General features: G+C 64.4%; 7 protein-coding genes and 1 pseudogene. All 8 read left to right on the top strand.

Annotated features, from left to right (window positions below; translation table 11 throughout):
* Positions 1-282: pseudogene (locus HMPREF0043_RS11390) on the top strand (multidrug ABC transporter permease); the annotation flags it as partial.
* A 35-nt stretch (positions 283-317) separates the two neighbouring features.
* A complete protein-coding gene (locus tag HMPREF0043_RS02550) occupies positions 318-1,046 on the top strand; it encodes an ABC transporter ATP-binding protein (RefSeq protein WP_021601276.1) in 729 nt (242 codons plus the stop codon).
* Entirely contained in the window at positions 1,043-1,831 is a 789-nt protein-coding gene (locus tag HMPREF0043_RS02555; protein WP_021601277.1) for an ABC transporter permease, read from the top strand. Before HMPREF0043_RS02550 ends, HMPREF0043_RS02555 begins: the two co-directional genes overlap by 4 nt.
* A gap of 2 nt (positions 1,832-1,833) precedes the next feature.
* A complete protein-coding gene (locus HMPREF0043_RS02560) occupies positions 1,834-2,505 on the top strand; it encodes an ABC transporter permease (protein WP_021601278.1) in 672 nt (223 codons plus the stop codon).
* A gap of 369 nt (positions 2,506-2,874) precedes the next feature.
* Positions 2,875-3,009, top strand: a complete 135-nt coding sequence (locus HMPREF0043_RS11845; RefSeq protein WP_021601279.1) for a hypothetical protein — start codon at positions 2,875-2,877, stop codon at positions 3,007-3,009.
* A 134-nt stretch (positions 3,010-3,143) separates the two neighbouring features.
* Positions 3,144-4,871, top strand: coding sequence for an asparagine synthase-related protein (locus HMPREF0043_RS02565; protein WP_040317686.1), 1,728 nt, complete (start codon positions 3,144-3,146; stop codon positions 4,869-4,871).
* Positions 4,861-5,148: a lasso peptide biosynthesis PqqD family chaperone gene (locus HMPREF0043_RS02570; RefSeq protein WP_021601281.1), complete on the top strand. Its 288-nt coding sequence runs from the start codon at positions 4,861-4,863 to the stop codon at positions 5,146-5,148. Before HMPREF0043_RS02565 ends, HMPREF0043_RS02570 begins: the two co-directional genes overlap by 11 nt.
* Positions 5,145-7,356: lasso peptide biosynthesis B2 protein (locus HMPREF0043_RS02575; RefSeq protein WP_021601282.1), on the top strand; the 2,212-nt coding region annotated here is incomplete at its 3' end. The genes HMPREF0043_RS02570 and HMPREF0043_RS02575, both read left to right, overlap by 4 nt.

A 7,356-nucleotide genomic window follows, 5' to 3' on the forward strand; every position in this document is an offset into this window, starting at 1 on the left:
CTCTCCGGCAGGAAAATCCTCCTCTTCGACGAAGCCACCGCCAACCTCGACTCCCACAACGAACGCCAAATCGGCGACGTCCTGACAAACCTCCGCGGCAACCACACCGTCCTCGTCGTCGCACACCGACTCTCCACCATCATGGACGCCGACCTCATCCACGTCCTCGAACACGGCCGACTCGTCGCCTCCGGACAACACCACCAACTAGTCGAGATGTCGACGATTTACCGGAATCTTGCTAAAGAACAGCATCTGATTTATGATTCTGCATTGGCATAGTAAATATCCTTTTACTGTGCTGGAAAAGGAGAATCATGGAGAATAGATCTGAATACAGCAATGCCATCACTATAGAAGGCCTCAGGAAGAGCCACTATGGCAGCGAGGTCCTGCATGGGGTCGGCTTCGCGGCCCGTCCGGGCGAGGTGACTGCCTTTCTGGGCCCGAACGGCGCCGGCAAGAGCTCCACTCTCAGGATCCTCCTCGGCTTGGACCGGGCGGACAGCGGTACAGCCCGTTTCGGCGCCGAGCGGTATCGGGACATCTCCAATCCGCTTACCCGCGTCGGAGCCCTCTTCGACGGCCTGGCGGGCAACAAGGCGCGGTCAGTGGCGTCGCACCTGACGATCGTCGCCGAGAGCAACGGGATCGCCCACACCCGGATCTCGGAAGTGCTGGAGCAGACCGGCCTCACGGAAAAGCGTCGGGCGCGTCTGGGCACGCTCTCCCTCGGCGAAGGCCAACGCCTGGGCCTGGCCGCGGCCCTTCTGGGCAAACCGCAGTTCCTCGTGCTCGACGAGCCGACCAACGGGCTCGACCCCGGGGGAATCCGGTGGTTCAGGAAGTTCGTGAAGCACCAGGCCGCCCAGGGGCGCACGGTCCTCCTCTCCAGTCACATCCTCTCCGAAGTCCAGGCCGTGGCGGATCGCGTCGTCGTCATCGCCAAGGGCAGCATCCTCTTGGACGCCCCCCTCAAGGAAGCCACGGAGAGGATCGCCTCCCTGGAAGACCTCTTCTTCGAACTGACGGAGGGTGCGGCATGAGGAGCCTTCTGAGAGCCGCCCGATTCGAATTCCAGAAGATGGGACCGGGCAAGACACTCATCACGGCCACGGCGCTCCTCCTTCTTGCGCAGCCACTGTCCGCCTACATACAGGGCGCCCAATTCGCGAAGATCGGCCTCGATGCGACCCCCCAGACCCATCCGGAGCTCGCCGGGCCCATAGACCCCCCGGCATACCTCGGCTTCGACGTGCTTCCCTTCGGGGAGGTAGTCGTCCTCGTCTACGCCGCGCTCCTTGGAGCCGCAGACTACCGGACGGGAGAGCTGCGCACCACGCTTCTCGCGGTCAACAGGCGACCCCGGATCCTCCTGAGTAAGTACTTCAGCGCGGTCTCCTATATCCTCTCTGCCAGCTTCCTCTCGATCTACGCGAACATCGCAGCGATGCAATTCGCCGTGCGCGACAGCGGCGGCATCGATCCCTTCTCCCTCACATCCGATACGTGGAGGATCATCTTCCTGACGACGCTCCACTGGACCGTTCTGGGTCTCATGTCCTACAGCATCGCCCTCGCGAGCCGGAGTTGGCTGCCGCCGGTCCTCGTCTTCGCTCCCCTGGCCATAGGACTCGGCAACATGCTGGTCGACCGCTGGAGCGGCAGCGCCTACCTGCCGTTGATCTCGGGGAAGTGCCTGGCCGCCATCCCGAGCAAGGCGTGCACAGCCGGCACACCGGGGACCGCCACGGCTCTGGTCGTCTGGCTCGTCCTCTGCCTCGGCGCCGGGTGGCTGGTCTTCTCTCGGCGGGACGCAGGAGCCCGGTAGCCGTGGCACTGTACGCATCCGAACTCCGCAAAGCCGTAACCCACCCCCTCGTCCTCCTGGGCGCCGTGGGCTCGTTCGTCTGCGTCCCGACCGTGGCCGTGGCTCTGACTGCCCCGGAAGGGCTCCTCCGCGCCCTCCAATTGGGCCAGATCTTCGCCGTCCTCATCGCGATGGGGGCGGTCGGGCAGGAATACGAGAGCTCAAGCCTGCGCACCAGCCTTCTGTGCAGCCCGCAGAGACTGCGTCTGCTCTCGGTCAAACTCACGGCCTTGGCCACCGTCGTCGTGGGCGCGGCGGTGGGCTCCATGGCGATCGGGAGCCTGGCTCTGCGCGTATCGGCCGGCGAGTTCGGTCTGCCCGGCCCGCGCAGTAGCCTGCTGGCCGTGTTCTCCTGGGCGGGGATGTCCTTCGTCGGGGCGGCTTTGGCGATCCTCGGCCGCTCCCCCGTGCTTCCGGGCGCGGTGCTCATTCCATTGACCCTCGGGCTGTCCCAGGCTTTCGCGGCCTTCCTCCCGGCGGCGCGCTTCCTGCCCGACCAAGCCACCTTCGCGGTCTTCGTGCCGGAGGCTAAGAACGTCGTCGATTCAACCGTGGGAACGCTCGTCCTGCTGGCATGGGTCCTCGCCCTCGTGATCCCCGCCGGCCATCTCTTCAACTCGCGCGACGTACGCTGACGCCCGTCCCCTTCGCAACCATTCGGGAGGCTGGAGGGATTCAAAAGGCTGAGGGGAAGCGGGCGGCTTCCTTGGACCGCTCAGACGGCGGCTCCCAGCTCAAGCCTTTCCGCGTTTTCACGCGGATTCCAGCAGGCATTACCAATGGGCGGCCGACCCGCCAATGGTGAATCGTTCCCGAACGGTTTCATTGAAGGGGCAAGCCGTCGGCCAGTAGAGTCGCCGTGTGCGAGGCTAGAAGCATAGCCGATCCCCCTAATCGAAAAACCATCGATGCAACTGTCAAACGGTTTTTCATCTCGCAACTTCTAGCCTCGCACATCCATTCAACTCACGAATCACACTCCTCACACAAAGAAAGAAATTTCGATGAGAATATACATTGCACCTGCAATCGAAAAAATCGCCGACTACCACAAGACCACGCGTGGAGCCTTCTACGGCTCCGTACGCGATTGGTTCGGCTTGCGGTGGCGAGGGGCGGGCTCCTCCTCCCACTTCTGATCCATTCAACACCGATTGTTTTCGATTCCTAGACGGATTCGCTTTTGAATCGTCGATGCGGGCGGCGGTGAGGGGCGGAGCATTTCGTCCCTCACCCCCGACAGAAAACTCCGCTCACGACAGGAGATTCCGCAGTGACAGGCGTTCAGGTGGGCTCTTTCGCTTCGACCGGGCATTCGCATCCTCCCGATCTCATATGGCGAGTCGTGGGAGGCGAGCCGCGCGTGAGGACGCGCGCGGGGACGACGATCATCGAAACGCCGAAGAACCATGTGCTCACCGAACTGCGCAGCGCACCGCCCTCACGCCAGGCGGTCGAAGACCTCGTGCAGACTGACCGCCCCGGCGTCATAACGCTGGCCGACGGAAGCGGACTGATCGCCTTCGTTCCCGCGTGGTCGGGGCAGCGGCTCTACTGGGCGATCGACGACGACATCGTTCTTCTGTCGACGTCGGCCAGATCGATCGCGGGGGCCGTCGGCCCGAGGCTCAATCGCAATTCCCTCGCCGCGACGTTGATCGGCACCCTGCCGTTGGGCATCTCCATGAGGCTGTCCCCGTGGAGCGGAGTGCATGCGGCGGCCCCTTTCGAAATGCTGCACGTCGATCAGAACTTCGCAGCGCATCTCATCCCGGTCGCACCCCGGATCGATCCCATTGCGGACGACGAAGCGATCGAGGAGGGAATCGCACAGCTGCGCAAATCGCTGATGGAAGCCGTCCACTACCGGATCCGGAGTAGCGCCGCCGTCACCTGCGACATCTCGGGGGGCGTCGATTCGGCGGCCAACGCCTACATGCTCCGAGCCCTGCATCGGGGTTTCAACGTCACCCGCGCCCGCGCGCACTCGAAGTGGAATCTCGACGACAGATGGGCCGAGCGAATCGTCAACGACCTGCACCTCCCCCTGATCGAATACCCTTCGATCGGATCGACCAGTTTCGCATACGACGCGACCTCACCCTACGCCTACGGGAACGTCCCCGAGACTCCGATCAACTGGAGCGACACCGAAGGGTACGTCCGTTCCCTAGCACGCCGCCGCAACAGGCATGCCCGCATACAGTTCACGGGCTTGGGGGGAGACGAGCTGTTCTCTGCCCTGCCCGCGCTCGCCTGGTCCCTGGTGCGCGAGCTGCCTTTGAGCTCGCCCCGGATGGCCATCCGGTACTGCCTCAACTACCGGATCCCCCTGCGCCGGGGGATCCCCTCGCTCGCGAACCGGACCGGTTACGGCGAACACCTCGAGCAGTGCCTTCGCGATCTCGCCGCGGACGGCAAGACCCCCGACGATCAGCTCGCCTGGACGGCGGGAGCCGTCTCCTTCCCCTCGTGCATGTCGGAGGAGGCGAAGGGGTTGAGCCTCGACCTTCCCTTCGATCCGGGCGGCATTCAGCCGCTGAATCGGGATCGGACCGTCCACCAGGCTCTCGAGTCGCTGCTCGGCCAGGCGAACATCACTCGGCAGCTCAACGACATGTTCCCCGAGTCGCGAACCACGTGGACGTCGCCGTTCCTCGATCCGCGGGTCATCCGCGCCGCGCTGGCCCTGCCGATGCGCATGCGCGAGCATCCGTTCCTCAACAAGCCGATGCTCTACAAGGCCATGCGCGGCTTCATGCCGCGGGAGATCTTCGCCCGGACGACGAAAGGCGAGTACACGAGCGAAAGTTACAGCGCCATCCAACGGGACAGAGGGCGGCTGTTGAGGGATCTCGCGGGCGGGGCCCTCGCCGACCTGGGCCTCGTCGATCCGAAGAAGCTGAAGACCAGATTCTCGATGAAGCTGCTCTCCAGCGAGTTCCTGTTCGAACTGCAAAGATTCTCAGCCGTCGAAAGGTGGGTTCGAAATGTTCTCTAGGAAGAAGAACACCGGAGGGGTGGAGGGCCTGAAGCTCTCTCCCAGTGTGTCGGTGATCGAGGGCGAGCAGGGGACCGTCCTGTTCGACGCCCGTCGGGGCGAGTACTACCAGGTCAACGAGTTGGGGCTCCTGATCGTCCGGGCCCTCGCCGAAGGCGAGGATTTCGCATCGATCGTGAACCGCATCGTGGCCGCATACGAGGTCACTCCGCAGACCGCGACCGAAGACGTCACGAATTTCCTCCTTCAAGTGAAGGACCTCGGAGTCGTCGAATGACGATCCAGCTCTTCCCCGAGCAGCTCGCTCAGACCAGTTTCCGGGATCGGATGCGGGCGCGGGCGGCCGTGCTCATGTCCAATCGCCTGGCCAAATCGAAACCCGAGCGCATCGAGCGGGTCATCGGGCGATGGGCCGCCAAATACCCCGTCACCGACATCGAGTCGGCTCGCAAGGACCGGGCGGCGGTATGCTTCGTCAGCGGGCGGGCCCGAAGTCAGGAAGGGTGCCTTCTGCGGTCGATCTCCGTGGCCCGGGCCGCCAAGCTGCGGCGGCGGTCGATCACTTGGTGCAGCGGCTTCGCCGTCGAGCCCTTCCGCGGCCACGCCTGGGTCGAAGTCGGCGGGACTCCCGTCACAGAATTCGCCGAGCTGCGCGAGTACACCAAAAGCATCGAGATACGCGCCAACGGCGACACCGCCGTCTCAGCGGACGAGTCAGCGGATGCGGACTCGAATCGCGACGAGACCATAGACGTCCCCGCGACGGCGCCCGCCGGCCCTCGCGACCTGTTCAGACTGGCGAAGGGCAGGGGGCGTCTCCTCGTCGGAGTCGGGCTGCTCGCCATCGTCAGCTCGGGGTTGACGCTCGCCATCCCCAGCTTCATCTCCCGGCTCTTCAGTTCCGGCACGTTCAAGTTCCCCGGAATGGGGATGATCGGCGCTTTCCTGGGGTTGATTCTGGCGTCCGGCGTGGCCACGGTGTTCCAGCACTACTATCTGCAGAAGGTGGGCGAGTCGATCGTCAACGACGCCAGGAGGAAGCTCAGCAGGCACCTCCTGCGCCTGCAGATCAAGGAGTACGACGAGCGAAAAACAGGCGACTTGATCAGCAGGGTGGCCAGCGACACCTCGCGCCTGCGGACGGGCTTCCTCCAAGTCTTCCTGGCCGGCACCACCGGCATCCCGCTCATTCTGGGCGCCGGAGTCATCATGCTCGTCATCGACCCCGTCCTGCTGGGAACGGCCCTCATGCTCATCGCCCTCATGGGTCTGTTGATCGCCGTCGTGAGCCGGGTTATCCAGGGGACCAGTTTGGCGGCCCAGCACGAGTTGGGCGAGTTGACATCTCGTGTCGAGCGCGACATGACGGCCATCCGCACGATCCGGGCCGCCAACGCCACCGCCTCCGAATCGGCCAGCCTGGACGAACAGGTCGAGACCACCTGGCAGGCCTGCCTGAAAGTCGCCAAGGCCGAGTCCGTCGTCGCTCCGATCGCCAACGTCGGCCTTCAGTTCTCCGCCATCATCGTGATCCTCGCGGGCGCCCATCGGGTCACTACGGGGGCGCTGTCCATGGCGGGCCTGGTCCAGTTCGGCTCCCTGCTCTTCATCCTCCTCTCGCCTCTAGGCCAGATGATGGCCGCGGTCTCCGAGCTGCGAGCTTCCCTCGCCTCCCTCGAGCGCGTCAACGAGATCTTCGACCTGCCGCAGGAAGACGAAGTGGACGTGGTCAATCTGCTCCCCCAAGCCACGCTGAATCTGAGCGCCCCTGCGCTCAGGAGGAGGAGATCGCGCGCCCCCGCCATTGAATTCGAGGACGTCTACTTCACCTACGGCGCACGAGAATTCGGGACCGGCCTCGAAGACGATCCCGACTCGCTGGTTCTCCACGGATTGAACCTGACGGTGCCCGAGGGGCGGCGTGTGGCGATTGTGGGGCCGTCGGGTGCGGGCAAGAGCACGGTCCTGCAACTGGTGGAGAGGTTCTACGACGTGGACGGCGGAGCCGTCCGCGTCTTCGGCAAGGACATCCGCGACTACTCGCGAGAAGACCTACGCCGCCACCTGGGATACGTCGAACAGGACTCACCCGTCCTGAGCGGAACCCTCCGCCAAAACCTCACCCTAGGCACCCCGGACGCCGATGACAGCTCATGTCTCCAGGCTTTGGCGATGGTCAAACTGGACTATCTCGCTTCCCGATCGCCGAAGGGTCTGGACGCCGTGGTCGGGGAGTCGGGGGCGGGCCTGTCGGGCGGGGAGCGCCAACGCCTGGCCATCGCCCGCTCCCTGCTCTCCGGCAGGAAAATCCTCCTCTTCGACGAAGCCACCGCCAACCTCGACTCCCACAACGAACGCCAAATCGGCGACGTCCTGACAAACCTCCGCGGCAACCACACCGTCCTCGTCGTCGCACACCGACTCTCCACCATCATGGACGCCGACCTCATCCACGTCCTCGAACACGGCCGACTCGTCGCCTCCG

This window comes from Actinobaculum sp. oral taxon 183 str. F0552, assembly GCF_000466165.1.
Taxonomy (GTDB): domain Bacteria; phylum Actinomycetota; class Actinomycetes; order Actinomycetales; family Actinomycetaceae; genus Peptidiphaga.